Annotated in this window: 21 protein-coding genes; 7 read left to right on the forward strand and 14 right to left on the reverse strand. The window is 57.0% G+C overall.

Annotated features, from left to right (window positions below; all coding sequences use genetic code 11):
- Positions 1-47 precede the first annotated feature (47 nt).
- From APY94_RS06820 to APY94_RS06835, 4 genes are all read right to left on the reverse strand, one after another.
- A complete protein-coding gene (locus tag APY94_RS06820; protein WP_058938915.1) occupies positions 48-473 on the reverse strand; it encodes a DUF835 domain-containing protein in 426 nt (141 codons plus the stop codon).
- A 174-nt stretch (positions 474-647) separates the two neighbouring features.
- Positions 648-1049 carry a methylmalonyl-CoA epimerase gene (mce, locus tag APY94_RS06825; RefSeq protein ID WP_058938916.1) on the reverse strand — a complete coding sequence of 134 codons (402 nt, stop codon included), beginning with the start codon at positions 1047-1049 and terminating at the stop codon, positions 648-650.
- Positions 1046-2005 carry a methylmalonyl Co-A mutase-associated GTPase MeaB gene (gene meaB, locus APY94_RS06830; RefSeq protein ID WP_058938917.1) on the reverse strand — a complete coding sequence of 320 codons (960 nt, stop codon included), beginning with the start codon at positions 2003-2005 and terminating at the stop codon, positions 1046-1048. Before meaB ends, mce begins: the two co-directional genes overlap by 4 nt.
- A gap of 47 nt (positions 2006-2052) precedes the next feature.
- Positions 2053-2484 (reverse strand): cobalamin B12-binding domain-containing protein, encoded by a 432-nt coding sequence (locus tag APY94_RS06835; RefSeq protein ID WP_058938918.1) that lies wholly within the window; start codon positions 2482-2484, stop codon positions 2053-2055.
- A 121-nt stretch (positions 2485-2605) separates the two neighbouring features.
- Here APY94_RS06835 and APY94_RS06840 point away from each other — a divergent pair, with 121 nt between their 5' ends.
- Positions 2606-3262, forward strand: a complete 657-nt coding sequence (locus APY94_RS06840; RefSeq protein ID WP_058938919.1) for a PHP domain-containing protein — start codon at positions 2606-2608, stop codon at positions 3260-3262.
- A 1074-nt stretch (positions 3263-4336) separates the two neighbouring features.
- On the opposite strand, the gene APY94_RS06845 is transcribed toward APY94_RS06840, so the two are convergent.
- The 3 genes from APY94_RS06845 to APY94_RS06855 form a co-directional block, all read right to left on the reverse strand.
- The gene (locus APY94_RS06845; RefSeq protein WP_058938920.1) at positions 4337-4897 is read right to left on the reverse strand and encodes a Maf-like protein; all 561 of its coding nucleotides are present in this window, start codon (positions 4895-4897) and stop codon (positions 4337-4339) included.
- A gap of 120 nt (positions 4898-5017) precedes the next feature.
- The gene (locus APY94_RS06850) at positions 5018-5251 is read right to left on the reverse strand and encodes a hypothetical protein (protein ID WP_058938921.1); all 234 of its coding nucleotides are present in this window, start codon (positions 5249-5251) and stop codon (positions 5018-5020) included.
- 46 nt (positions 5252-5297) lie between these two features.
- Positions 5298-7106 carry a PINc/VapC family ATPase gene (locus APY94_RS06855; RefSeq protein WP_058938922.1) on the reverse strand — a complete coding sequence of 603 codons (1809 nt, stop codon included), beginning with the start codon at positions 7104-7106 and terminating at the stop codon, positions 5298-5300.
- 82 nt (positions 7107-7188) lie between these two features.
- Between APY94_RS06855 and minD the strand changes: the two genes are divergently transcribed.
- On the forward strand, positions 7189-7926 hold the full coding sequence (gene minD, locus APY94_RS06860; RefSeq protein ID WP_058938923.1) for a cell division ATPase MinD: 738 nt from the start codon (positions 7189-7191) through the stop codon (positions 7924-7926).
- 44 nt (positions 7927-7970) lie between these two features.
- Positions 7971-8975, forward strand: a complete 1005-nt coding sequence (gene gyaR, locus APY94_RS06865) for a glyoxylate reductase (RefSeq protein WP_058938924.1) — start codon at positions 7971-7973, stop codon at positions 8973-8975.
- An 83-nt stretch (positions 8976-9058) separates the two neighbouring features.
- Here gyaR and APY94_RS06870 read toward each other — a convergent pair whose 3' ends face one another.
- Genes APY94_RS06870 through APY94_RS06885 form a run of 4 tightly spaced genes read right to left on the reverse strand, consistent with a single transcriptional unit; the run spans position 9059 to position 16024 of the window.
- A complete protein-coding gene (locus tag APY94_RS06870) occupies positions 9059-10285 on the reverse strand; it encodes a DNA double-strand break repair nuclease NurA (protein ID WP_058938925.1) in 1227 nt (408 codons plus the stop codon).
- Positions 10272-12935 carry a DNA double-strand break repair ATPase Rad50 gene (gene rad50, locus APY94_RS06875; protein WP_058938926.1) on the reverse strand — a complete coding sequence of 888 codons (2664 nt, stop codon included), beginning with the start codon at positions 12933-12935 and terminating at the stop codon, positions 10272-10274. The genes APY94_RS06870 and rad50 overlap by 14 nt, the downstream gene beginning before the upstream one ends.
- A complete protein-coding gene (locus APY94_RS06880) occupies positions 12932-14338 on the reverse strand; it encodes a metallophosphoesterase family protein (protein ID WP_058938927.1) in 1407 nt (468 codons plus the stop codon). The genes rad50 and APY94_RS06880 overlap by 4 nt, the downstream gene beginning before the upstream one ends.
- 15 nt (positions 14339-14353) lie before the next feature.
- Positions 14354-16024, reverse strand: coding sequence for an ATP-binding protein (locus APY94_RS06885; protein ID WP_058938928.1), 1671 nt, complete (start codon positions 16022-16024; stop codon positions 14354-14356).
- Positions 16025-16111: 87 nt separating this feature from the next.
- Between APY94_RS06885 and APY94_RS06890 the strand changes: the two genes are divergently transcribed.
- Complete coding sequence (locus APY94_RS06890; protein ID WP_058938929.1) at positions 16112-17665, forward strand: dihydropteroate synthase-like protein; 1554 nt, start codon at positions 16112-16114, stop codon at positions 17663-17665.
- A 559-nt stretch (positions 17666-18224) separates the two neighbouring features.
- Here APY94_RS06890 and APY94_RS06895 read toward each other — a convergent pair.
- From APY94_RS06895 to APY94_RS06905, 3 genes are all read right to left on the reverse strand, one after another.
- Complete coding sequence (locus tag APY94_RS06895; protein WP_058938930.1) at positions 18225-20612, reverse strand: CDC48 family AAA ATPase; 2388 nt, start codon at positions 20610-20612, stop codon at positions 18225-18227.
- Positions 20613-21134: 522 nt separating this feature from the next.
- The gene (locus APY94_RS06900) at positions 21135-21617 is read right to left on the reverse strand and encodes an Hsp20/alpha crystallin family protein (protein WP_058938931.1); all 483 of its coding nucleotides are present in this window, start codon (positions 21615-21617) and stop codon (positions 21135-21137) included.
- A 364-nt stretch (positions 21618-21981) separates the two neighbouring features.
- The gene (locus APY94_RS06905; RefSeq protein ID WP_058938932.1) at positions 21982-22866 is read right to left on the reverse strand and encodes an MBL fold metallo-hydrolase; all 885 of its coding nucleotides are present in this window, start codon (positions 22864-22866) and stop codon (positions 21982-21984) included.
- Between the two features lie 64 nt (positions 22867-22930).
- Here APY94_RS06905 and APY94_RS06910 point away from each other — a divergent pair, with 64 nt between their 5' ends.
- From APY94_RS06910 to APY94_RS06920, 3 genes are all read left to right on the forward strand, one after another.
- A complete protein-coding gene (locus APY94_RS06910) occupies positions 22931-23869 on the forward strand; it encodes an ABC transporter ATP-binding protein (RefSeq protein WP_058938933.1) in 939 nt (312 codons plus the stop codon).
- The gene (locus APY94_RS06915; RefSeq protein ID WP_058938934.1) at positions 23866-24681 is read left to right on the forward strand and encodes an ABC transporter permease; all 816 of its coding nucleotides are present in this window, start codon (positions 23866-23868) and stop codon (positions 24679-24681) included. Before APY94_RS06910 ends, APY94_RS06915 begins: the two co-directional genes overlap by 4 nt.
- 87 nt (positions 24682-24768) lie before the next feature.
- Complete coding sequence (locus tag APY94_RS06920) at positions 24769-26457, forward strand: acyl-CoA mutase large subunit family protein (RefSeq protein ID WP_058938935.1); 1689 nt, start codon at positions 24769-24771, stop codon at positions 26455-26457.
- The last annotated feature ends 54 nt before the right edge of the window (positions 26458-26511 follow it).

Raw genomic sequence — 26511 nt, forward strand, 5'->3', positions numbered from 1 at the left:
CTTTTGAAAGCCCCGTTCCTTGGGGCGAGGAGTACTCGGCTGCGTGCTCACTCGACTATCCTGCGGAGGATGTTCAGAACCCTGCTGTCGAGGCCGTCGCTGACGGTGACGTAAAACTCGGAGTTCGTGAGAAGGGTCATGTCCCGAAGCTTGCTGACGAACCTGAGCGTCGGCTCGACCCCGTTCTCTATCATGAGGTACTCTATGGCGTCTAGAATGACGTCCACGTCCTCATCCTGGAGTTGCTCCCACACCATCTGCTCGATGGCATGGAGCTTCGAAGGGGATACTGCGTTAGGGTGGGAGACTTTGGTGATCCACATCAGATAGACGTTGGGACGGCTGACCTCAAAGGGGGGCCTCCGGGTTATGAGAATCTTTCCTTTGTTGGGGTTTTTCTTCAGAATCTCGTCGAGACGCCGATAATCCAGTATCCTTGAGTCTTTCTTAAGGGGTCGCCCCCTAAACCGCATAAGTCATCACTTCGTACGGATTCACTCGATTTTATCTACATCCTATTACGGGGCACAGTAAGTTTGTTAATCCGCTTATAAACGTTACTGCGTGAGATTGAACAGACAAATACACGACTCATTGGGTTAAAGGGAAAAGGGGGTAGAGACCTCAAAACCGGGTGGGTTCCTTTATTACTCTTTTCTCTCACACAGTTCGAGAAGCACACCGGTTACGGCCTTCGGGTGAACGAAGGCTATCCTTGCACCTCCAGCCCCAATCCTGGGCTGTTCATCGATCAGCCTGTAGCCCTCCCCCTTGAGCTTCTCAAGCTGTCCCTCGATGTCATCAACACCCAGGGCTATGTGGTGTATTCCCTCACCGCGCTTGGCGATGAACTTGGCTATAGGCGAGTCCTCAGCGGTCGGCTCGAGGAGCTCAATCCTGCTCTCGCCGACGTGGATTATCGCGGTCCTCACCTTCTGGTCGGGCACCTCTTCGATCTCCTCCACCTTGAGACCAAGGCCCTCCCAGACTTTGATGGCCTCTTCCAGGTTCTTAACGGCTATACCAACGTGGTCTATCTTCTTTATCATACCTTCACCCCCAGGGCTTTTTCGAGTATCCTATCCGCGGCAGAGTACGGGTCGATCTCGCGTCTCACAACCATCCCTATCAAAGACGAAATCTCTTCCTCGCCGAGCTTCTCCCCCACTATCCTTGATATCCTCCCCGAGACTATCGTCTTGACTTCCTCCTCGGCCCTGAACTGCCTCTTCCGCTCTATCTCCCCGCTCCCCTCAAGGAACTCCCTGTGTTCGCTGATCGCATTCCAGAGGTCGCGTATTCCCCGCATGGTCGTCGCGACCGTCTCCACGATTCGCGGCCGCCAGCCCCGTCTCTCCCAGCGCTCCTTCTCAAGGTCAAGCATCATGTTGAGCTCGAAGTACGTGGCATCGGCCCCCTCCTTGTCGGCCTTGTTGATGACGAATACGTCGGCTATTTCCATGAGCCCGGCCTTTATTGCCTGTATGTCGTCGCCCAGACCCGGGACCGTGACGAGGACGACCGTGTCGGCGGTCTTAACGATGTCGATCTCAATCTGGCCGACGCCGACGGTCTCCACAAAGATCACATCGCAGCCGTAGGCATCGAGAACCTTGATGGCATCGGCCGTGGCCTTGGCAAGGCCCCCGAGGGAGCCGCGCGTCGCCATACTCCTGATGAAGACACCTGGATCGGTCGAATGCCTCTGCATCCTTATCCTGTCTCCGAGAAGGGCGCCGCCGGTGAAGGGTGAGGTGGGGTCTATAGCTATAACGCCGACGACCTTGCCTTCCTCCCTCGCAACGCGGATGAGCTTGTCGAGAAGGGTGGACTTTCCGGCCCCCGGCGGACCCGTGATGCCGACGATATAGGCGTTGCCCGTGTGGGGATAGATTTTCGAGATTATCTCCCTCGCCTTTTCCTCATCGTTTTCAACGAGGGTTATGAGGCGCGCAGTGGCGCGCTTGTCGCCGGTGAGCATCCTCTCTATGAGACCGTCTAACATCGCCACCACTAGGACAAATTATCCAGGTAAGAAATTATAAAGTTTGCTCAGTTCTCCCTGAATTTCTTCAGCTTCGGCGCGTTCTCGTCTATGAAGCCGATTATATCCTCAATCGGGCTGCCGGGGCCAAAAACCCTTGCCACGCCCATCTTCTCGAGCTGTTCGGCGTCGTCGGGCGGGATTATTCCACCGGCTATAACGAGAACGTCCTCGCTGATCTTCAGGCCGCGCTCTTCGAGGAGTCTGAGTATCTTCGGTATGAGAACCATGTGGGCCCCGGAGAGGATGCTTATTCCAAGGACATCAACGTCCTCCTGAACAACGCTCTCGGCTATCTGCTCGGGGGTCTGCCTGATTCCAGTGTAGATGACCTCAAAACCGGCATCGCGCAGGGCCCTGGCGACGACCTTGGCCCCCCTGTCGTGACCGTCAAGTCCCGGCTTCGCAACGAGAACCCTAACCTTGGAGCGCTCGACCATTTTCACCACCGCCCCACTTTTGTTTCCCGCGGTATTTAAAGATTGTCAAAACTCAAGGTTAAGCTTTACGTTGGATATTTTGTCCAGAAGGCTTTATAACGTCCCCACGAGAGGATAGAGCATGCTCAAGTTTCTCCACGATGCCCACACCCACACCGCCTACTCAGACGGCACGGGATCAATAGCCGACAGCGTGGCCGCGGCGGAGGCGAGGGGGCTGGCGCTGCTCGGGATAACCGACCATAGCCACCACTTCGAACCCGGAACCCTCGGCCGCTACATCAGGGAGGTCAGGTACTGGGGCGAGGACGCGGAGCTGACGATTCTGGCCGGAGTGGAGGGCAACATAACTGCAGGGGGCGTCGATGTCCCGGGCTTCATGGCGGAGAAGCTTGACTACGTGATAGCGAGCGTCCACGAGTGGCTCGAGAGGCCGGAGGAATACGTGGAACTGGTGAAACTCGCCCTCGAAGACGACAACGTTGACATCATCGGCCATTTCGGAGCCAGCTTCCCCTACATCGGCTTCCCGTCCGCCGACGAGCTGGAGGAAATACTCGATCTGGCGGAGGCGAGGGGCAAGGCCTTTGAGATAAGCTCCCGCTACCGAGTACCGGACATCGACTTCATCCGTGAATGCATAAGGCGCGGGATAAAGCTCACCTTCGCGAGCGATGCCCACTCTCCGGGGGAGGTGGGCGGCGTTTCCTGGAGCGAGAGGATATTCGAGAAGGCGGGCGGGGCGAGGGAAGACCTGCTGTTCGGAGAGTTCCTGTGAGACGTCGCCTTTTGGACTGGATTTCCTGCCTGTGACACCGGCAACCTGAGAAAGCGAGACGAAGCCGTTGGTTCTCTGGGAGTCTTATTGTCTGGGGGGACGTCCCGTCCCCCACACCCCCTCAAGATCCACCCAACTCTAGGAAGTATTGCAACGGCTGCCGGTGAGCGTCTCGCTGTTCCTTTCAATTCTCTTGGAGTCTTATTACAACACATGGGAATTTTCCCAGTTTCGCCCACTGACCTCCTCCCGGCCGTGAGGGGCGAGGGTTCGGCTTACCCCTCGCCAGTGGCGGGAAGGTTTTCGGGCACTCATTCACCTACTCCCGTCGCCGGTTTCAGCTCAGCCCGAGGGGACGGTCTTGCCCCCGTTACCCCTACCACCAGAGCGGATTGGGGTTATCACTCAAAGGCCACTCATCAGGTTTCAAACCGCTCAAAGGCGGTTCTTGAAAGGACGCCTTACGGCGTCTTCCTCCCAATGGCGGGAGGACACGTGAAACCCCTCGTCCCATTAGATTGTTTTCGAGTGGCCCCTCCGAGGCCTTACTACACCTTGAAGTTTAAAGGGGTTTCGACTGTTGGAATGCTGGATTACCGATTACTGCACCCCCGCTCTAAAAGGCGAGACTTTCAGAAGAAAAAAGGTAAAGCTTTGAGGAGCTTCCAATATTTAAGTCTTTCTGGAAATCCCTGCTAGGGGAACCGCGGCAGGCGTTCAATTCTGGCAGTCCGAGGAGTCCCCGGAGCCATTGGATGGGCGGAACGGCCGCAATCCTCGGGCAAACAAAGATGTGCACGGGATTTCCCCTGGCTTCAAAGGGCTTGGAATTTAAAATGGGCAAACAAACCATCCTCAAATCAGAAAAGACTGGATTATGGTGGAGATACGCATGTTCCCGCCCCCGCGCTGCCCGCATTCCAATTTCCGAAAAAATTTCGTTATAATACCGTTGGATAATGGTAACATGTGGGTACAGTTCTTGGCCCCAAACAATCGCCTTCCAGGGGATGGAGAAAAGGACTTTTCGAAATTCCAGCAGTTATGGCGGAGAAAACTTAGAACAGCGAAACCTCAACGTGATAGGACCTCAAATCCCAGCTCCCTCAGCTTCCAGATTATCTCAAGCGGGAATCCGACGACGTTGTAGTAGTCCCCGCGGATCCACTCGACGAAGAGGCCCGCCTTCCCCTGTATGCCGTAGGCCCCCGCCTTGTCCATCGGCTCGCCGGTGTCGATGTACGCCCCGATGATATCGTCGTCCAGCTCGCGGAACTTGACCTCCGTGACGGCAACCCCCGAAATCTCCCGGCCCTCGTGGATTATACAGTAGCCCGTCGTGACCCTGTGGACCCTCCCGCTGAGGAGCCGGAGCATTTCGAAGGCCTCCTCCCTGCTCCCCGGTTTGCCGAGGATGTGGCCGTCTATGCTGACGACGGTGTCGGCACCGATAACGGTTCCGCTAACGCGGCCGTGCACCTCCCTGGCTTTCCTCCTCGCCAGCTCGAGCGCGTACTCGGCGGGGTTTTCTATGCTGCACTCCTCGCTCGCATTGCTCGGAATAACCTCGAACTCCCGTATGAACCTGGCGAGTATCTCCCGCCGCCTCGGTGAAGCAGATGCCAGAACCAGCATGGTATTCCCTTCCGGAAAGGGTTAAAAAATCTTGCGAGACGGAGGAAGAAAGGCCACCGGTTCACTCCATCCCCTCAACCTTTCTCTCCAGCGCCTTTATCTCGCCCCCAGGTGGAAATCTCAGCCATCGGCGGCATTCCCCTGGCCTTTTAGGGATTCCAGCTCCGTCCTCAGGGATTCGAGCTTCTCGTTGAACTCCCTCCTCATCTCCCCCATCTTCCAGACGACGGTGCCAAAGGCGATGACGAGGAGACCAAGCCCCAGGGCACGGCCCTCGGTTATCAGAATACCCGCCAGCCCAAGGGCGCTCAAAACGGCACCGAGCGTTTCAAGGGGGTCGTACCTCTCTCCCACTGCTTACCACCATGGAAAAGAAGAAAGCAAACTATAAAAAGTTTGCTCAAGCGGTCGCCCAGATGGGTATCCCTGCCTCAAGGAGCCTCTTGAGTTCCTTACCTATGGGCGTGCTCTTGCTGACCTTCACGAGCCCTTTCTTGCTCGGTGTGGCCGTGAAGACGTACTGCTCGCCGCCGTAGAACTTGAGCGGCCTCTTCGCGTAGTCCGGCGAGACGCGGAGGACTATGGTTTTCTTCTTCTCCTCGATCTCCACGGGGAGTTTCTCCTTGGGCTTGGCTTCCTCGCGCTCGGTGAAGCTCTTGACGTCGATGCTTATCCCTATCCTCTTCTCCAGCTCGGTGATTCTCTTGCCCTTCTTTCCGATTATCGCGGGGATGTCGAACTCGTCCGCGTAGATCACCGCCTTGTGGGGACTGACTATCTCGACCTCCGCATAGACATCGGGCAGGAACTTCTTTATCTCCTGCTTGAGCCTCTTCTCCGCGAGTTTTAGTGCGGGCGCCTTCTCCTCCTTCTTCACCGGGACGACGCTTATCTCCTCGCCGTAGGTGTATATCTCGTACTCGAGCTCGCCGGTCTCAAAGTCGCGGACTTCGATGACGGGCCTGGCGAGGTCCTCCTCCCTCATGCCGCTCGGCACCTTGACGAGGTACTCCAGCGTGAGAACCTTCGCGACCCTCCCTGCCTTGATGAAGAGGACTGTGTCAACTATCTGGGGAATCATTCCCAGCTCGACCCTTCCGATGAACCTCTGGACAGCGTCTATCGGCTTCGTTGCGTGGACGACACCGACCATCCCGACGCCGGCGAGCCTGAGGTCGGCGTAGATCTTAAAGTCGCTCGTCTTCCTCATCTCGTCGAATATCGTGTAGTCCGGCCTGACGAGGAGCAGTATATCGCCGGTCAGCTCCATCCTGCCGCTCAGGGCCGTATACTGGGTGATTTCCTCGCCCACCTGAAGATCGCGGGGCTTTTCCATGGTCTTCACTATCTTACCCATGCCCGCGTACCATTCCGCCAGGGCCTGGGCAAAGGTCGTCTTGCCCTCACCCGGCGCTCCCGCTATGAGTATGCCCTCCGCCTTGTCCGCCAGCCTCTCCAGGAGCTTTTCACTGAGCTCGTACTCCTCGATGTTCAGCTTCCTGACGGGTCTAACTGCCGTTATCTCTATCCTGTCCGCAAAGGGCGGCTTGGCGATGACTATCCTGTAGTTGCGGAGCTGGACGACGGTGGCGCCCGGCTCGTCGAGCTCTATGAAGCTCTCGGGGTCGCGCCTAGCCCTCTCCACTATGTCGTCCGCTATCTCCTCAAGCTCCCTATCGCTCAGAACCTCATCGCGGACGGGCACGAGCCTCCATTCGCCGGGCCGACCCTTCTTTGCGAACGGCCTCATGCCGCCCTTGAGGTGAACGCTCATTGTGGTCTCATCGAAGAAGTCCTCGAGGCGGTGCTGTACCTCCTTCTTCGCGGTCAGATAGACCACGTCTATGCCCTTGGCGATGGCCACGTCCCTCTGAACCCTATCGCCCGTGATGAGCGTCGCTCCGAGGGCCTGTGCGGCCTCACGAACCATGCTGTCTATCTCGCCGGACTTCGCCCTCCGTATCTGCCAGAGCTCGGGCCTCTCGCCGTAGAACTCGAGGAGGATTCTGTCACTGTCCGCCATCTCGCGGAGCTTTTTGAGCTCTTCGAGGCCCACGTGGCCTATGGCCTTTCCCTCGTTTGCCTGGTGCTCTATCTCGGCGATGACGGCTTCGGGAACCACAACCTTGACCTTCTCGCCAAACGACGAAAGGAACTGCGTGAGCCTGCCATCGACGATAACGCTCGTATCTGCAACGAATACTTTCATCTCTCCCACCCCTTTTCTCTCTCAACGTCCTCTGCGGCTAAAGGTTCATAAAGGTTTAGCCGAAAATAGGATGGGTGGGACGATGGGAAGGCTTATCTCAATAGCCTCCGGCAAGGGGGGCACCGGAAAAACCACCACGACCGCGAATCTCTCCATAGCACTTGGTAAAATGGGATACAAGGTCTGTGCAGTTGATGCGGATTTAACCATGGCCAATCTAAGCCTGGTTATGGGAATAGATGACGCTTACACGACGATCCATGACGTCCTCTCCGGCAGGACGGATATAAACAACGCCATATACGCCACGACCTACGAGAACGTCCACGTTATTCCCGCCTCTATAGACTGGGAGCACGTCATCCGGGCGGACCCAAGGAAGCTTCCCGAAACCATAAAACCCCTCAAAAAGAGTTTTGACTTCGTGATAATCGACTCCCCCGCGGGGCTCCAGATGGACGCCATGAACGCCATGATGAGCGGGGAGGAGGTTCTGCTCGTCACGAACCCCGAGATATCCTGCATCACGGACACGATGAAGGTGGGGATGGTTCTTAAAAAAGCCGGCCTCGTGGTTCTGGGCTTCGTGCTCAACCGCTACGGCAGGAGCGATAACGACATCCCGCCCGACGTAGCGGAGGAGGTCATGGAGATTCCCCTGCTGGCGGTTATCCCGGAGGACCCACCGGTAAGGGAGGCGACGCTTGAGGGCATTCCCGTCGTCGAGTACAGGCCGAACTCTGCCGGTGCCCGGGCATTCATGGAGCTGGCGGAGAGGATAACCAGGATAGCCGGTCTCAAGGCAAAAGTGATGGTGTGATTGTTCCCTTTCAAACTCGCTGAATTCCATGCGGAGGTGAGATTGTGGGGCCGAAGGTCTTCATCACCCGTGCAATTCCCGAAAACGGCATCGAACTCCTGAGGGAGCACTTTGAGGTCGAGGTCTGGGAGGACGAGCACGAGATTCCGAGGGAAGTCCTGCTCGAGAAGGTTCGCGACGTTGATGCACTCGTTACCATGCTGAGCGAGAGGATGGACGCTGAAGTCTTTGACAGCGCCCCCAGGTTGAGGATAGTGGCGAACTACGCGGTCGGCTACGACAACATAGACGTTGAGGAGGCAACGAGGCGCGGGATATACGTCACCAATACCCCCGACGTCCTCACCAACGCCACCGCTGACTTCGCCTGGACGCTTCTGCTCGCCGCCGCAAGGAGGCTCATAGAGGCGGATGGGTTCATCCGCTCAGGCGAATGGAAAAAGCGCGGTATAGCCTGGCACCCGAGGATGCTGCTGGGCCACGACGTTTACGGAAAGACCATCGGCATAGTCGGCTTCGGGAGAATCGGCCAGGCGATAGCAAGGCGCGCCGGGGGCTTCGGGATGAGGATACTCTACAGCTCAAGAGCGAGGAAGCCCGAGGCCGAGAGGGAACTCAACGCGGAGTTCAGGCCCCTCGACGAGCTCCTGCGCGAGAGCGACTTCGTGGTTCTGGCCGTCCCGCTGACGAAGGAGACCCACTGCATGATAGGCGAACGGGAGCTTAAGCTCATGAAGCCCACCGCGATACTCGTAAACATAGCGAGGGGCAAGGTCGTCGACACGGAGGCGCTCGTAAAGGCGCTCAAGGAGGGCTGGATAGCCGGTGCAGGCTTGGACGTCTACGAGGAGGAGCCGTACTACCACGAGGAGCTCTTCAACCTCGACAACGTGGTTCTGGCCCCCCACATAGGTAGCGCCACCCATGGTGCCAGAGAAGGAATGGCCGAGCTCGTGGCCAGGAACCTCATAGCCTTCAAAAACGGTGAGGTTCCGCCGACGCTCGTTAATGGAGGAGTGGTGAAAATTAGAAAGCCCGGATTCGAGTAGTTCCCGGGCTTCCCCTGGTTTTTGGCCCTGCGATGATGATGCTTAACCGGCTGATGGTGATGAACTGGACCCGTGCCCGAGCCTCACTCCAGCGGCTCCCTCCCGTAGCGCAGGAAGCTCAGGAACCGTTCATCCTCTCCCACCAGCGCGCTCAGCACCGCGCTCACGTATGCGTCGAACTCCTGCTTTTTGATGACAACGGAATGGTGGGCGTACTCCAAGGGGATGACGTATTCATCCTCCGCGACGGAGAGCATCATCGAGAGTGTTTCAAGGGCATCCCGCTCGCTCTCACCGGGTACCTCCAGAAGGTATATGACGCCGCCGTCCACGAAGCGGACGTAGAAAGGCTGCACCTTTACTCTGTAGCCGTCTTTGGTCTTGTCGAGGAGCCTCATGAGGTTCCCAAAGTGCCCCATATCCATAAGTTTCTCCACGACATCCGGGAACTTCCTCTTCTCCTCCCGTGAGTACCTGAACGGTACGTAGCCCGCCTCCTTTGAAATCATGTCTAGGACAGGGACGTCGAGCATTGGGGTGCCCGGCCATACCTGCCTCACTATGTCGTCGCGGTAGAAGGTTTTGGCTATCGCGGCGGTTCTGGCGGCGAGGAGCCTGTCGAGGGCGTGGAGGAACTCAAGGTATTCCAGGAGGATTATCACGTCCTCATAATCGTCCTGCCAGCGGGTTATCTTGGCCTCCTCGACGCCCCTTTCCTTGAGCAGCGTGAAGATTCCCTTCCTGCCATCCCCCCTCGCAACGAGGGTCGGAGCGTTTATGATGCCGTCCCTCTCAAGCGTCTCCAGCCAGGACTCCCATTTCTCGTCCAAGAGCTTTAGAAAGCCATCCGCCAGGGCAACCAGCTCGTCGCTGTGCCTCTTGAACATTTTATCCGTGTTGCTCCCGATATAGCTGGGGGGACGAATTATCGAGCCGCTTATCGTGCCGTCCATCAGCACCAGCTCGGCCCCCATCTCCGATGCCATGGCCCCTATGCGCTTCTCGAGGAGCTCCATGTGAATCCTTATCCTCTCGTCGACGTGCTTGTACGGCGACACGAAGCCGACTTCGCTCCAGTGGTACAGGTTCTCCCCGATGGCGACCGAGGCGACGCCGTAGATTATCGCCCCGCTGAGGCGCTTCATCATTCTGCTGCCGTCAACGGCGTAAACGCTGGCCCTTTTGGGCTCGGGGAAGGGCAGCCACTGATAGCTCTTCGATATCTCCCGGGTGAGTTCTTCCATGAGCTCCAGCTGGTTCTTCAGGTAGTCCCTCATCGCCCTTACGTGGGCGTCGCTAATACGCTCCAATGCTCTCCACCTCCACGCGGCTCTTGCCGCCGACGTTCAGGACCCTTATCACGTAGTCCGCCGCGTCCTTCAGCTCCTCGTCGTGGGAAACAATTATGACCTGCGGTATCTTCCTCAGCTGGCTCGATATTATCTCCACGAGCTTCTTCCTGCGCTCCTCATCCAGGAAGGGCGTGGGCTCGTCCAGGATCAGAAGCTCAAGGTTCCCCACCTTGTAGAGCGAGAGCGCCAGGCGGAAGGCCAGGCCGAGCGCTATTCTCTCCCCACCGCTCAGGAATTCCAGACCGACCTCGTTACCGGCGTAGAGCACCTTCAGCTCTATCCGCTCCTTTCCGAACTTCTTCTCGCGTTTGAGCTTTATCCCCTGGTACTTGCCCTCCGTCATCTCCGAGAAGGTCTCGCCGGCGAGCTTCTGCACCTCCTCGAGCCCCCTGAGTTCCTCCTCGGCCTTGAGCCTCGCTACCTTCTCCTTGAAAGCGGTCATGTCTGCCATAGCCTTCTCGACGGTCTCCAGCTCCTTTTCGGCCCCTTCTATCTCCTTCCTCTTTGCCTTCAGCTCGTCGAGGAGCTTCATCATCTCGTCCCCCAGCTCTTCGGCACCCTTGAGCTCCGTTCTGGCTTTCTCAAGTTCCCTCGCGGTCGCCATGTACCTCTTCTCGGCCTCGGCGTAGGCTTCCTCCGAGAACTCCCGCGAGAGTTTTTCCATCTCGGCCCCCAGCTCCTTGAACCCCCCCTCCAGTTTTCTGAGGGCCTCGATGCTCTCATCGAGCCTCTTCTCCAGGAGGGAGAGCTTCTTCTTCGTCCTCTCAAGCTGGACCGGGACGTCCTTGAGCGAGAGGTACTCGCGGTAAGATGGCTCGAGCTCCTTCATCCTTTCCTCAACAGCCTCGAACGAGCCGAAGCCCTCGTTCTTCAGCCTTTCCATTATCTCCCCTGTTTCCCTGCCTATCTCCTGGAGCTTTTTCTCTATCCTCCCCAGCTCGTCTTTTGCTTTCTCAAGCTCCTCAAGCTCCTCTCTGAGGTGCCTCAGCTCCTTCTTTATCTCGATGAGCCTTGCCTTGGCCTTTTCAAACTCCTCCGCGGCCTTCTCAAGTTCCACCAGGTCGTACTTCGCCAGCTTCTCCTCGACCTCCCTTAGGAGGTCCGCCGTCTTCTTCAGCCTTATGAGCTTTGACTCCCTCTTGATAATCCCCTTGAGCTCTATTTCCCGTTCATTGAGTTTTTTGAGCTTCTTTGATAGCTTATTCAGCTTCTTCTCGATGGAGGTTATCTCGGCGTCGTACTCTGCCTGTATCTCCTCCTCGTCGTGCTCCTCGATGGGCCTCTTGCACAGCGGGCAGACCCTGGCGCCTTCCAGCTTGGAGAGGTTCTCGATGAGGCTCTCCTTCAGTCCGTTGAGAGTCGCGATCTCCTCCCTTATCCCGGTCACTTCCTCGCGGAGGTTCTCAAGCTCCTCCTTGGCGTTCTCGACAGCTTTTAGCTCCTTTTCCAGGCTCTCAGGGGTAACCCCTGCCCGCTCGAGTTCTCTCAGGTACCTCTCCGCCTCGGCCTTCCGCTGGAGGGCGCGCTGGTAGAGGCCGTTCTTCCTCTTCAGCTCCTCGTAGGTCTCGCGGAGGGACTTTTCCTCCCCTTCGAGCTCCGCTATCTTTGCGGAGACCTCATCGATCCTGGCGGCTCTCTCCTCAAGGGTCTTTTTCTTTTCCGCCAGTCTTGCTTCGGCGGTTTCAAGCTTTGCCAGCTCGTCTTTGAGGGAGAGGAGCGACTTCAGCTTCAGGTACTCCTTTTCGAGGGGTTCGAGCTCCTTGAGGCGTGCGAGCTTATCCTCGAGCTCTCCTATCTCCTTCTTTACTTCCTCGATCTGGGCTTCATAGTCCTCTATTCTACCCCTCTCGGCCTCTATCCTCTGCTCAAGAACTGCCCTCTTCTTCTCCAGGCTCTCAAGCTCTCTCTTCAGGGCCTTGAGGCGCGAGTAATCCTCCTCCGCTTTCCTGAAGGCCCCTTCGAGTTCTCCAACTCTCTTCCGGAGCTCGCTTATCCTCCTCAGCGTCTCGGAGAAGCGCCTTTGAGCCTCGCGGAGGTTCTCCTCCACCTCGGCCTTTCTCTCGATGAGCTTCCTGAGGTACTCCCTCCTCCGCTTGAGTTCCCTTATCACGTCCGCCGCGTTCCTCTCGGCGTTCTCATAGTCCTCTATGCCCAGAACCTTGCGCAGGACCTTTTCCATTACCTCACGGTTCGTGATTATACCCTCTATCTCACCCTGCCTTATGTAGAGCGCGTTGGTGAATACCTGGATTGGGTAGACGTTCCTCTCGACCCAGCGCGCCACGTCGGAGCTCTTCTCCGCTATCGTTTCCCTGCCCTCAAGGAGCTCGCTCTTCTTGGAGTCCCTGACGATTCTGTAGCTCTTCCCGTTGTGCTCGAACTCCAGTGTTAATCCCAGTCCCCCTGTCGAGCCGACGCGGGTGTTTGCCTGAAGGTAGCCCCTCGGGAAGCTCGGGTGCCCCATGTAGAGGGCCGCGAAAATCGCCTCAAGGATCGAGCTTTTGCCGGCGCCGTTCTGGCCTATCAGCAGGTTTATGCCGTCGCTGAACTCCACTTCGCCCATCTCGTGTGCCCTGAAGTTCCTGATCTTTATTCTCCTTATCCTCATTGCCCACCCCTCCTGAGCCACGCGTCGAGGCTCGATGGGTTTTTGGGTTTAGAAACGGGTTTGGGTTTTTTGGGAGGCTCTTTCCCCAGATCTTTTTCCGGTCTGGGCTTCTCCGGCTTGGCGGTGCTCTCGGACACCTTCTCCTCGGGTTCTTCCTTCCTTTCAGTCTCCAGAACTTTCCGAGCTTTTTCAGGGATTCCCTTCTCGTATCTCCCAATCAGCCAGGAGACGAACTCGGTGAGCCCCTCGGAGAACTCCTTCGGGGAGACCCTCAGGTTCAGGAGGAGCTCCCGCTCCCATTCTGTGAACAGCTCCTCCTCGCTCAGCCTCTCCTTGGAAAGCACCGTCTCCCCAACGACCCTGCTCCTGAAGGTGTAGTACGTTATCCCCGAATCTTTAAGGAGGTCGTTGAACTCGGCCAGGCTCACTCCACCTTTAATCGTCCCTTCGAGCGTTATAACCGCTATCGCGTCCTTCGGGACGAGCGAGGCGGCCTCCTCAACCCTCTTCCTGAGCTGGGACTTGCTATCCCCCTCCACCCTGATCGAGTAGAACGGCCTCGCATCGACTTCCACGAACTCCGGCCGAAAGTCCTCGACGATGTAGAAACCCTTCGGCCCCTCCCTGCTCTCCATGACCTTCGGCTTTTTGTCCCTCAGGGAGTAGCGGACTATGTGACTCGCCTCCCTTACCTCCGTCCTCTCCAGCGAGCCCGGATAGACTAAAGGCCCGCTCAGGCCCGTCTGGGCCGTTTCCGCTATCCTCCTCACGTGGATGTGGCCGAGGGCGTAGTAGGAAAAGCCGTCGGGAAGCTCGTTGAGCTTCAGGTCAAAGGCGTCCTGGTAGGGCGTGTCCTTGGCGAGGTAATCGACCGCCTGGTGGAGCATCAGGATGCCCTTCTTTCCCTTGAAGAGTGCCTTGAGAACGTTTACAGCGCCGTCCTGCCTTATGAGCTGCCAGCGGGTGTGGTGCCTGAGGCCGTGGATTTCAACGTCCCCGACCTGCCCCCAGACGAGGTAGCGGTTCTCACTTATCTTCCTGCTCCTCTGGAACTCACCCTCCCTCGGCTCCCTCTTCAGCCCGATGGTGTATATCAGCCCGAGATGCTCAAGGAGGTCGAAGACCGAGGTTTCCCTTATGGTCTTGTCGTGGTTGCCCTCTATCGCAAAGATCGGGATTCCCTTCCGCCTCGGAAGCTCAAGGACCTCAACCGCGTCGCGTATCGTCTTTGGGGACGGCCTGCTCACGTGGAAGAGGTCGCCGGCGATGAGTATGAAGTCCACCCTGGCTTTCACGGCCTTCTCGATGGACTCCCTGAAGACCTTGAGGTAGTCGTCGTAGCGGAAGGGCTGGTTGAACTGCTCCCTGCCGAGGTGGACGTCAGCGATGTGCGCGAACTTCATGGCTCATCACCGGCTTTACAGAGGGAGGGCCTCTATGGCCTCCTCCTCGGTTATCTCCTCTTCCTCGTCCCTCCCCGCGAGCCACTCGCCGACGATGTCTATGTCCCCGCCGCCATAGTGGCCGTTCATGTCCCTCTCGAAGCTGTATATCTTCACCATCGCCGGGATCGTTATCGCATAGCCCACTAGGACAGCCTCGCCAACGCCGAGGGAGGCAATGTCGCTCAGCAGATCCTCGCTTATCTGCTCGCTCGCCTGCTGGACGTAGCGCTGGTCGTTCGGCTCGACGAGCTTGAGGATTATCTTGGTGTTCGTCTGGCTGAGTATGTCGTCGTCCAGCTTCTTCGGCCTCTGCGACACTATTCCGAGGCCCACGCCGAACTTCCTGCCCTCGCGCGCTATCTTGCCGAGCCACAGAGTTGCGGGGTTCTTCTCGCCCCTCGGCGCGAATATGTGTGCCTCCTCGACTATGATCAGCACGGGCCTCGTTAAAGCAGGATACCTCTCGGAAACCTCCCTGACGAGGGCCCTGTCGTTGGTTCTAACACCCTTAACGTAGTCTATCCTGTTCTTGAGGATTCCGCGAAGAACGAAGCTCGCCAGCGTTATCATCTGCTCCTCTTCCATTCCGCTGAGGTCTATAACGTTCACCATCCCAGGCCTTATCTCGCTCAGCACGTTGACGGGGCTTATGAACTCGCCGAAATTAGCCCTGAGCTCGCTGAGGTAGTCCTTCAGTCTTATGAGGGCCTCTATGTCCCTTGACTGTATTTTCCTCGGCGTCTCTATGCCCTTCTCGTCGTAGTAGTGGATGATCTTGTCGTCGGTGTTCTCGTAAACCCTTATCCACTCCTCTATCTTGTCCTCCATCTCGTGAATGAAGGCAATTCCGCCGACGACCTGCCCTTTCCTCCGCATCTCCTCCCTGACCGTCCTGTAAACCAGCCCCAGGAAGCGCCTCTGCAGACTGGCGTTTTCAGCTATCCCGAGCAGTGTGGCGAACTCGCTGAGCCTTATCCTCCCCGGATCTATCGTGGCCCTTATCGGGTTCACGCGCGCGCCGGGCCAGCTGAGCCTCTGGTATTCCCCGTGGGGGTCGAGAACAACAACCGTGGCGTTGACGCTGCTCACCAGCTCCTTCGTGAGAACCGCTATCGTGTTGGACTTTCCTGCACCCGTGACGGCCAGGACCGCGAAGTGCCTCGAGACGAGCCTGTTGGCGTCCAGTCCCACCTCTATGTTCTCCCTTGCGATGAGCCTGCCGAGACGTATGTGCCCTTCCGAGAAGATTTTCTGGAGGTCCTCGTCCCTCGCGAGGTAGACCTTCTCGCCCGGCTTTATCGGGACGCGGTTCGGGGCGGGCTTCGTCAGAAACTCACCGGCGTGCCTCCTCAGCACACCGAGAACCTTCGCCGTCGCCAGAATCGCCTCGCTCTTGTCCAGGACTCCCTTTGAGAATACGTTCACGGTCTTCTCGACGTAGTCATAGCTCCCCCTGCCGGCGTCCATCAGCCAGTTTATGTTTCTAATTGACTTCAGAAGTGCTAAAACCTCATCACCGTCCCGATTCCTAACGACCAGAAACTCCCCGAAGCGGGGCAGCTCGTTCCTCGGGTTCACTATGAACGTGAAGTGATCCGTGCTTGATTCGCCAAAAACTATTCCAACGGCACCGTTTCCGACCATATTACCACCCTAAGTTGATTGGAGAGGGATGAACAAAAACCTTTCGCCGGCCAAAACCCTAAAAGGCCCCGGGTGCTATCTGGTAACATGAGCGAAATCCCCTGTGAAAGGATTCTCCTGGTTACGGGCAGGCTCGCGGAACCCCTCGTGAGGAAGTACGGAGAAGGCTGCGACGTCTTCGTTACACCGGTCAGCGTTGCCGCCTTCCTGACTCCCGAGATGATAGCGGGCTATCTAAAAAAGGCCGGTATAAAGAGTGAGGATTACGACCTAATCCTAATCCCTGGCCTCGTTCGAGGTTCAGCCCGACTTATCGAGGACGAACTCGGAATCCCCGCCTTCAAGGGCCCGAGGAACGCGATGGACCTTCCCCAGACGCTTAAAGCCCTGGGCGAGGGCTTCAAGCTCAGCAAGGGGGTTCCGGCTGACGAGCTCTTCTCCTTCGATGCCCTCAAGAGGGTTGAAGACATCAGAAACAAAACGGGGAATCGGCACTACATCGAGAAAGCCCTCAAAAGGCCGTGGAACGTCCTAATTGGCAACCTTCCCGCGGGAAGGGACTTTCCGGTGAGGATTCTGGGGGAAGTGGTGGATGCCCCAAGCCTTGGCCTTGATGGTGTGGTTGAGAAAGCCCTCTACTACCTCCGCGAGGGGGCGGATATAATCGACATTGGCATGGTCGCCGGCGAGACAAACCTGGATTTCATTGATCTGATTCCAGAAGTCCGCGAGAGGCTGAAGAGAGAGGGCTTCGACGTCCCGATAAGCTTCGACTCCCTCAACGCGAAGGAGCTCGAGAGGGCCTTTGATTATGCGGACATATTCCTGAGCGTTGATGAGAGCAACATTGAGGAGCTTGTAACGGAAAAGCCCGTCGTGTTAATCCCGACCAACCAGAGGAAGGGCTTTTTCCCGGCCAAACCGGCTGAGAGGGTCGAATTCCTGGAAAACCTCAAGGAGAAGGCCCTCGATTTGGGCTACGGAACGGTAATTCCCGACCTAATCCTCGAGCACGTTCCCCATCTGGCGCGCTCAGTCACGGCCTTCCAGCTCTACCGCGAGAGGAATCCGGACGACGTTCTTTTGGCCGGCGTCGGCAACGTGGTTGAACTCTACGATGCCGACAGTGTCGGAATGAACGCCCTCCTTGCCGGAATCTCTAAGGAACTCTCAATAAACCTCCTCCTCACGACGGAGACGAGCGCCAAAGCCCGGGGTTCTGTGAGGGAGCTGAGGAGAGCAATCGACATGAACCTCTTTGAGATGCCAAAGGATCTGGGCTTCAACCTGCTTCTCCTGAAGGAGAAGAGGGCAGCGGCCTGGCGGTTTGAACCGACTGGAGAGGTGGTCGAGGCAGAAAAGAGGCCCGTTGAACTTGAACCCATCTACTTTCGCGTCTGGGTCGAGGAAGGTAAAATCTGGGTGAACGCCCACAGGGGAACCGAGGCCGTTCTTACGATAGTCGGCGACGAACCGAACGCGATAATCGACACGGTTCTTGAGCGCTTTGAGATAAGCCCGAGGCATGCGTTCTATCTCGGCCGGGAGCTTGAGAGGGCTTACACTGCCCTGAAGCTGAGGAGGAGCTACGTTCAGGAGGTTGAGCTTTTCCCCGACTTCTACTGGAACAAATTTGTATAACTTTACATTTTTCTTTTGAAAGCCTCGTCCTTCACGGCGGAGAGGAGATCTGGCCTTGAAAACAGAACTCTGTCCTTTTTTGGCAAAATGGGTTGGAACTGGCCCTGAAACGGAGTTTAGAAAACATCGGGGCAAGAACGGAAAGCGACTGACCTCCTTCCCGCTGTGAAGGATGAGGGTTTCAACGAGTTAACCCCTCGCCAGTGACGGGGAGGTTTTTGGGCGCTCATTCGCCTGCTCCCGTCGTCGGTTTCGGTTCAGCCCGAGGGCTTGGCCTTGAACCCGTTACCCCTACCGCCCAAGCGGATTGGGGTTATCACCTAAGGCCACTCACGGGTTTTAAACCGCTCGAAGGCGGTTCTTGAAAGGACGCCTTACGGCGTCTTCCCCCCAATGGCGGGAGGACACGTTGAAACCCCCTCTCACCGGGTTGTTTTCGAGTGGCCTCTCCGAGGCCTTACTACACCCCAAAGTTCAAAAGGGTTTCGACTGTTGGAATGCTGGATTACCGATTACTGCATCCCCTCCCTAAAGGGCGAGGCTTCCAAAAGAAAAAAAGTCACCCACGTGACTGTTTGAACTGCTCCTGAATCTTCCTGTAGTATTCAATGGTCTCCTCGCCCACGCTCGGGCCTATCTTCTTCATGGCCTCCTCGAAGTCCTTCATCGTTACCTTGACCCTCCCCCTTATCTCGTCGGCCTTCATGCCCGGCCTTATTACGCCTTCCTGCAGTCCCCTGCGCATGGCGAGCATCGCTGCTTCTCTGACCACTGCCTCGATGTCCGCTCCGGTGTAGCCCTCCGTCCTCTTCGCCAGCTCCTCCAGCTTGACGTCCTCTGCGAGCGGCACGTTCCTGGTGTGCACCTTGAATATCTCCAGTCTGGCCTTCTCGTCCGGTGCTGGAACGAGTATGAGTCTGTCGAACCTACCGGGCCTGAGCAGGGCCGGGTCTATGATGTCCGGCCTGTTCGTTGCAGCTATAACGACCACTCCACTGTTCTCCTGGATTCCGTCCATCTCGGTGAGGAGCTGGTTGATGAGCCTGTCGGTGACGTGGTTGACATCAGTTCCCCTGCGCGGAGCAATGGCGTCAATCTCGTCTATGAATATGACCGTTGGCGCAGCCTGGCGAGCCTTCCTGAATATCTCCCTGATGTTCTTCTCGCTCTCACCAACCCACTTGCTCAGCACCTCGGGACCCTTGATGGCTATGAAGTTGGCCTCACTCTCGTTCGCTACAGCCTTTGCTAGGAGGGTCTTACCGGTTCCGGGCGGACCGTAGAGGAGTATTCCCTTCGGCGGGGTTATGCCGAGCCCGAGGAAGGCCTCCGGATACTTGAGCGGCCACTCAACGGCCTCGCGGAGCTCCTCCTTCACGTTCTCAAGGCCGCCTATGTCGTCCCAGTGGACGTTCGGAACCTCCAGGAGCACCTCCCTCAGCGCCGACGGCTCGACCATCTTAAGGGCCTCGTAGAAGTCCTTCCTAGTGACCCTGAGATCCTCAAGGACCTCCTTGGGTATGTGCTCGGCCTCGAAGTCGATCTTGCCCTCCTTGATGAGCCTCCTCAGAGCGGCCATCGCCGCCTCTCTCGCCAGTGCCGCCAGATCTGCACCAACGAAACCGTGGGTGACTTCAGCCAGCTCCTCCAGCAGGGCATCGATGAGCCTGGCCTTGACCTCGTCGTAGAGCTTCTCGTCTATGCCCCTGAGTATCTCCGGAATCTCCTCATCCTTCGCTCCTTTGACCTTCATTAGAGCCCTCTCGGCGCTCTCGCGGTAGGCGTCGTTCCTCTCCAGCTCCTCGAGTATCTCCATGACCCTGCCCTTTCTGAACTCGGGCTCGATGGGCATTCCCCTGGTGTGTATCTGGAGTATCTCCTTCCTGCCGGCCTTGTCGGGAACACCGACCTCAAGCTCGCGGTCGAACCTTCCAGGTCTCCTAAGGGCCGGGTCGATGGCGTCCGGCCTGTTGGTTGCACCTATGACTATGACCTTTCCGCGGCTCTTGAGACCGTCCATCAGGGTCAGGAGCTGGCTCACAACCCTCTTCTCGACCTCGCCGTGGGTCTCCTCCCTCTTTGGAGCTATTGCATCAATCTCGTCTATGAAGATTATCGCCGGCGCGTTCTCTTCCGCCTCCTTGAAGACCTCTCTAAGGCGCTCCTCGCTCTCGCCGTAGTACTTGCTCATTATCTCGGGGCCGTTGATGGCTATGAAGTGCGCGTTGGCTTCGTTTGCCACAGCTTTGGCGAGGAGTGTCTTACCCGTTCCCGGCGGGCCGTAGAGGAGAACTCCCTTTGGCGGCTCGATGCCGAGCTTCTCGAATATCTCCGGGTGCTTGAGCGGGAGCTCTATCATCTCCCTGACCTTCTGGATGACGTCCTTGAGGCCGCCGATGTCCTCGTAGGTCACCCCTAGAGCGGCAGTCTTGGAGACCTCCTTGACCGGCTTCTCGCTGACCGTGAACTCGGTGAACTCGGTTATCTGGACTATTCCCGCTGGGGTCGTAGCGGTGACCACGAAGGTTAGCTCCTGGCCGAGGATGCCGACCTTGATGTAGTCGCCTCTAACGACGGGCCTGCCAACGAGCCTGCTGTGGAACCACTCAACGAAGTCATGGCCGAAGCGTATGGGCTCTGTCGGGGCCACGATGACCTTCTTCGCCTCTTTGACCTCAGCCCTCCTCACAGTAACCTCGTCACCGAGGCCGACACCGGAGTTCTTCCTTATGGTTCCGTCCATCCTGATGATGCCCAGACCCTCGTCCTCTGGATAGGCCGGCCAGACTACCGCCGCGGTGTTCTTGGTTCCGATTATCTCGATGATGTCGCCGCTCTGGACACCTATCTCACGCATTGACTTGCGGTCTATTCTAACTATTCCCCTCCCAACGTCCCTCTGGTAAGCAGAGGCGACCTTGAGCTTAACTTCCCTCTTTTCGGTCATCTTTCACCACCTCCAAACTTCTCATGACTTTTTCTTTAAACAAGCCTTGCCCTTTGGGGCGGGGCAAACTCAACGACCCTTAAACCGCCGGAACCCTTTTAAACTTTGGAGTGTGGTAAGGCCTTGGAGGGGCCACTCGAAGGTTAACCCAATGGGACGAGGGGTCTCGTTAAAGCCTATCCGCTCGGATGGGCGACGCCATTAGGCGTCCATCATCCCCACCGTCTGGTGGGGCCGTGAAAACTCGGAAAGTGGCCTTTGAGTAATAACCCCGAGCCGGCTCTGGCCGGTAGGGGTAATGGGCCCGAGACCGGGCCTTCGGGCTGAGCCGAAACCGGCAACGGGAGTAGGTGATGGGCCCGTAAACCGAACCGCCAATGGCGAGGGGGTTAAGCCGAACCTCTGCCAGGCGGAGAGGAGGTCAGCGATGATCGTGAGATTCAATGTTTTTATTTTACTTGGGGGGTGTATGGGGCGGAGCCCCACATTGGGTTTGAGTGGCAAATGGAAATAACGAAAGGGTTACTCAATCTTGACTTCGAAGCCCTCCCCCTCCTTCTTGGGGGCCTTCTTGGGTATCTCTATCTCGAGGACGCCGTTGTTGTAGCGGGCCTTGGTCTTCTCCGGGATGACCTCCTCCGGCAGTCTGATGACCCTCCTGTAACCGCTGTAGTAGCGCTCGATCCTTATGGCTCCCTCGGTTTCAAGCTCCTTCTCGCGCTTCACCTGGGCCTCGAGATAGACGGTGTCCCCCGTAACGCGGAGCTTGATGTCCTCCTTGCGCACTCCCGGCAGTTCAACCGTTATGACGAATCTATCTCCCCTGTCGAAGATGTCCACGAAGGGCTCGCGCCAGGTCTCGCTGACGAACTCGTAGTGCTCGGGCTCCCGGGTGCTCCAGAGCCGCGGTCCATGGAAGACGTCCCTAAAGATGGCGTCGATCTCCTCCTGTATCTCCCTCATCAGGTCAAAGGGGTCCCAGTAGCGGTCCCTCCTCCAGACCATACTCCCACCTCCTCAACCTTTTGGTTACCACTAGTAACTAAAAGGAAGAAGTTTAAAAAGTTTTGTGTTCATAAATGGACATTAAAGAAGAGCCAGAGACATAGCGGGGATGTGGAAAAACTACAACATTATATGGACTGTGATTGGAAGAAGTACAAAGAGGGAGGGGGGAAGCTTGGGGCACCACCCCCTTCGTTCTTTCTTGAGGGAGACCTCAAGCTTCCGGGCAGCGGGCGTTCCTACCAGGGCCCGCAACGCTGCTACGTACAAACTTAAATGTTGGTCGTCCACTTCTCCTGCACTGTAATGTAGGTGTAGGATATATATTAATCTTTCGTGTTCTTTATTGTACATGCAACAACGATTAAAAAGTTTGGTCAAAAAATTTCCAGCACCCCGAGAATGTTGTGGTGGATTCGATAGCCGTTGATTCATATCCAATCCCATTAAGAATCCTTGCAAACTCCTCGGCGAAGCCGTAAACTGTGAAAACCCTCTCCGGGTTTACCCTTTCCACGATCCTCATCAGCTCCCAGAAGTCGGCGTGGTTGCTGAGCTTGAGGGTTCCAAAACCGGAAACCGTCAGCTCCCAGGGCGAGAGGGAGTTCTCAACCTTGGGCGAGCGGTAGGAACGGAGGAGGACTTCACCGTCGGCTGAGATGTTGCCGAAGGAAAGGCCGAACTTCGAATAAACGCGCGCCACTTTAACCATCTCCCGCGAGGCCTTGACGGTGTAGCCGTGAAGATCGAGTATCTTCATGACTTCCTGGGCTTTCCCCATCTGGTTGACGTAAAGAACCGGTTTTTTGCCCCTCTCCAGCGCCTCCTCGACGAAGGCGATTAGCTTTTTCTCGGCTTCCCGCGGCGTTGGAAACGTGAAGTGCGGAACGCCAAAGGTGGCCTCGATTATCAGAAAGTCCGCCCTCGGGAAGCGGCTTTTCTCGGCCGTTCTGAGCTTGAACCACTTGGTGTCACCGGTGTAGAACAGCGTCCCGTTTTCGAGCCACAGCTTTATTCCGGCCGAGCCGAGCATATGGCCCGCCGGGTAGAGCTTCGCCTTGAAATCGCCGAGGTAGAAGGTCTTTCCGAACTCGATTTCCCTGTAGAAGCCGCCCTTTCGGAGGTGGCTGAGGAACTTGGTCGCCTTGGTGGAGTAGATAACCTCACCGCTGACGAAGTGGTCCGTGTGGGCGTGGCTCTGGAAGGCAAAGCGGGCCGAGCTGTCGAGGCCGACGTTACCTATTATCATTAAATGAATATAAGCTCCCGAAACACTTATTTATCTTCGTTTCGACATTCCTCTGGGTGTTGAGATGTCCACTTACATCATCGAGACTGAGAAGCTCACCAAATTCTTCGGCAGGATGAACGTTGTGTATCATCTCAACCTTAAGGTTCCTAAAGGTGCAGTCTACGGCTTTCTCGGCCCCAACGGCGCCGGAAAGACCACCACAATAAAAATGCTTACCGGGGCGCTGAAGCCGACCTACGGCGAGATAAGAATTTTTGGCCTCGATATGCCGAGTGAGAGGGTTGAGATAATGCGAAAGGTCGGCTACATGCCCGAGAAGCCCCTTGCGTATGATGACATGACGATTTTCGAGTTCCTGACCTATATGGGCCGTCTCTTAGGTCTTCCCAAGGAGGAGGCCGTGAAGCAGGCGAGGGAGCTGATGGCCTACACCGGAGTTGGAAAGCTGGCCTTCAACAGGATACGGGAGCTCTCAAGCGGTCAGAGGCAGAGGGTTACCTTTGCCATGGCCCTTCTCGGGAACCCCGAACTGCTGATCCTCGACGAGCCGACGAGCAACCTCGACCCCCTCGGGAGGATGGAATTCATCGGCAGGGTTTTGGAGCTGGCCAAGGCTGGAAAGACCATCTTCATAAGCTCCCACATAGTCAGCGAGATAGAGAGGATGTGCAACCACGTCGGCCTGATCAAGGACGGCCAGCTCATCGAACAGGGGCGCGTTAGAGACCTGGTGAATGTTGAGGGGACAGATTACGACGTTGTTGTCTCGGACAACGGGAAGCTCCTTGAGTTCCTGAAGGATAAGGTCTACGTAAGGGAAGCCTGGGAAGAGGAGGGAATCCTCCGAGTGAAGCTCGACGAGAGGTTCGCGGAGCGGTTCTTCTTTGAGCTACCTGCCTTTCTGGCCAAAGAGGGACTCGCTCTCAAGCTCTTCAAGTCCCACACGAGTCCGCTGGAGAGGATCCTGATGAAACGCTTCAACGTGGGGTGGAAGGAATGAGCGATAACGGCATGAAGCCCTTCCAGAGCGCCCTCTGGGTGGTCTTTGAGAGCGAGTTTAGGAGATTGATCCGCTCAAGGAAGCTCAAGGTCCTCTTCCTCATCACGTTCTTTCCTGCGTTCATATACCTTCTCAGCCCAAACGCATCGGGAACCGGCATTGATGCTATGCTCAAGGCGTTTCAGGCTCTCATGCTCGATCTGGTCCCCAACTACTGGCTGGGTATAATCGGCCAGCTCATCGCGATAATCCTCATGAGCGACCTCCTCGCGGGTGAGATAGACCGGGGAACGATAAGGGTACTGCTTGCGAGGCCGGTGAGGCTCAGCGAGGTTGTAGCCGCGAAGTTTTTCGCTGGACTCGGCGCCCTTGCGATTCTCTTTGGAGTTCCCTACACCGTTATCTGGCTCTACAACCCCCTCGTTTACGATACCGGTGCGAACGGACTCTGGAAAGGCCTGCCCGACTTTCTCCTTGCCCTGGGAGCGACGCTCCTCGTTCTGGCCGCCCTCGGCGCCCTGGCGATGCTGGTTTCAGTCATCATAACGCGCCCGCTCTACGCCTCGCTGGCGACCTTTGGGATAGTCTTTCTCCTTCAGTTCCTCCTGCCCCAGATTCCCTACGTCAAAAACCCGGAGCGCTACACCCTCGGCTACCAGACGGTGGTTCTGCTTAAAGCTGGCTTTGATAAGGTTGACCTCGGCGCCTTCGTCGGGAACTCCGCCTACACCACCGTTTTCTTCGGCGCCGTTGGGGCCATCTTCCTGGCCGTTGCCTGGGCGGTGCTCGTAGGCCGCGACTTCCCCGACTGATGGATAATTTATCCGATGTCAAGCACAACCTTTAGTTATGTAAAAGCTTTTTATAGGCCGGCGCCTAAATAGGGGCAGGTGGTAGGCATGACTTTCGATAAGAAGAAGCTCGCGAAGATTGGGGAGGAGGAAAAGCGCTGGGAGGAAACGACCGTCAAAAAGTTCATCGAGAAGAGGCCCGAGAGAAAGGAGAAGTTCATGACCGACGACGGTTTTGAAATAAAGCGCACCTACACTCCCGCTGACCTCGGTGAGGAATGGGACTACATGGAAAAGCTCGGCTTCCCGGGCGAATATCCCTTCACCCGCGGAGTTTACGCCACCATGTACCGCGGCAGGTTCTGGACGATGAGGCAGTACGCAGGTTTCGGAACCGCTGAGGAGTCAAACAGGCGCTACAAATACCTGCTCGCTCAGGGGCAGACCGGTCTGAGCGTCGCCTTTGACCTTCCCACCCAGATAGGCTACGACTCCGACCACCCGATGAGCGAGGGTGAGGTCGGGAAGGTCGGCGTCGCCATAGACTCCCTCTGGGACATGCGCGTCCTCTTCGACGGAATCCCGCTCGACAAGGTCTCAACCTCGATGACCATCAACTCTACAGCGGCCAACCTTCTCGCCATGTACATCCTCGTTGCGGAGGAGCAGGGAGTTCAGCCGAACCAGCTTCGCGGAACGGTCCAGAACGACATCCTGAAGGAGTACATAGCGAGGGGAACCTACATCTTCCCGCCCCAGCCGAGCATGAGGCTCACGACCGACATCATAATGTACTGCGCCGAGAACGTCCCCAAGTGGAACCCAATCTCGATAAGCGGCTATCACATCCGCGAGGCCGGAGCCAACGCCGTCCAGGAAGTTGCCTTCACCCTCGCGGACGGTATCGAGTACGTCAAAGCTGTCATAGACAGGGGTATGGATGTGGACAAGTTCGCCGGAAGGCTGAGCTTCTTCTTCAACGCCCACAACAACTTCTTGGAAGAGATCGCCAAGTTCAGGGCCGCGAGAAGGCTCTGGGCCTACATAATGAAGGAGTGGTTCAACGCCAAGAACCCGCGCTCAATGCTCCTGCGCTTCCACACCCAGACGGCCGGTTCAACGCTCACCGCCCAGCAGCCGGAGAACAACATAGTCAGGGTCGCAATACAGGCTCTCGCGGCTGTCCTCGGCGGAACTCAGTCCCTGCACACCAACTCCTACGACGAGGCTCTGAGCCTTCCGACCGAGAAGAGCGTCAGGATAGCTCTGAGGACGCAACAGATCATCGCCTACGAGAGCGGAGTGGTCGACACCATCGACCCGCTCGGAGGCAGCTACTACATCGAGTGGCTCACCGATCACATCTACGAGGAGGCCCTTAAGTACATAGAGAAGATAGAGAAGATGGGCGGCATGATGAGGGCCATTGAGAGGGGATACATCCAGAAGGAGATCGCCGAGAGCGCCTACAAGTACCAGAGGGAGGTCGAGGAGAAGAAGCGCATCGTTGTTGGCGTCAACGAGTTCGTAGTTGACGAGCCTCTGGATGTGGAGATACTCAAGGTTGACCCGAGCATCAGGGAGAAGCAGATCGAGAGGCTCAGGAAGCTCCGCTCCGAGCGCGATAACAAGAAGGTCGAGGAGGCCCTCGACAGGCTCAGGAAGGCTGCCGAAACCGAAGACGAGAACCTAATGCCCTACATCATCGAGGCCCACAGGCACCTTGCGACACTCGGCGAGGTCACCGACGTCCTGAGGGAGGTCTGGGGCGAGTACAGGGCTCCTCTGATATTCTGAGCTTCGTCTCTTTCTTTCAATCAAGTGTCTTGCTAGGTTTTCATTTCTATCGAG

This window comes from Thermococcus celericrescens, from assembly GCF_001484195.1.
GTDB classification, from domain to species: Archaea; Methanobacteriota_B; Thermococci; order Thermococcales; family Thermococcaceae; genus Thermococcus; species Thermococcus celericrescens.